We start from the raw sequence: 457 nt of genomic DNA, 5'->3' as shown, positions 1-457 counted from the left end.
ACGGATGTCCTTCGGTTTCGCGATCGGCCCGATCTGCTTGCCGACCCAGTCGCGCAGCGCCTTCGCGAGCGCCGCCGCTTCCTCGCCTTCCGGACGCGAGCGCTTGAGCACCACGAACGCGACCACCGCCTCGCCGGTCGTGTCGTCCGGGCGGCCGACCACCGCCGCTTCCGCAACCAGCTCGTGCGAGACCAGCGCCGACTCGATCTCCATCGTGCCGAGCCGGTGGCCCGACACGTTCAGCACGTCGTCGATGCGGCCCATGATCGTGAAGTAGCCGGTGTCCTTGTCGCGCACCGTGCCGTCGCCGGCGAGATAGAGCGTGCCGCCGAGTTCTTCCGGGTAATAACTCTTCCTGAAGCGCTCCGGATCGCCCCAGATCGTGCGGATCATCGCCGGCCATGGACGCTTGACGACGAGAATCCCGCCTTGCCCGTTCGGCACGTCCTGGCCGGTT

The 457-nt window shown here is 67.8% G+C and carries 1 protein-coding gene; it reads right to left on the bottom strand.

Annotation, left to right across the window (positions count from 1 at the left end):
- Positions 1-457 (bottom strand): AMP-binding enzyme (locus tag U4012_RS35675; protein WP_321804592.1); only part of this gene is annotated, 457 nt, incomplete at both ends.

The sequence above is a fragment of the Burkholderia sp. BCC1988 genome (assembly GCF_905339895.1).
Lineage (GTDB): Bacteria > Pseudomonadota > Gammaproteobacteria > Burkholderiales > Burkholderiaceae > Burkholderia.
Note: the sequence above shows the minus strand (reverse complement) of the source record. Positions and strands in the feature narration are given on the sequence as shown.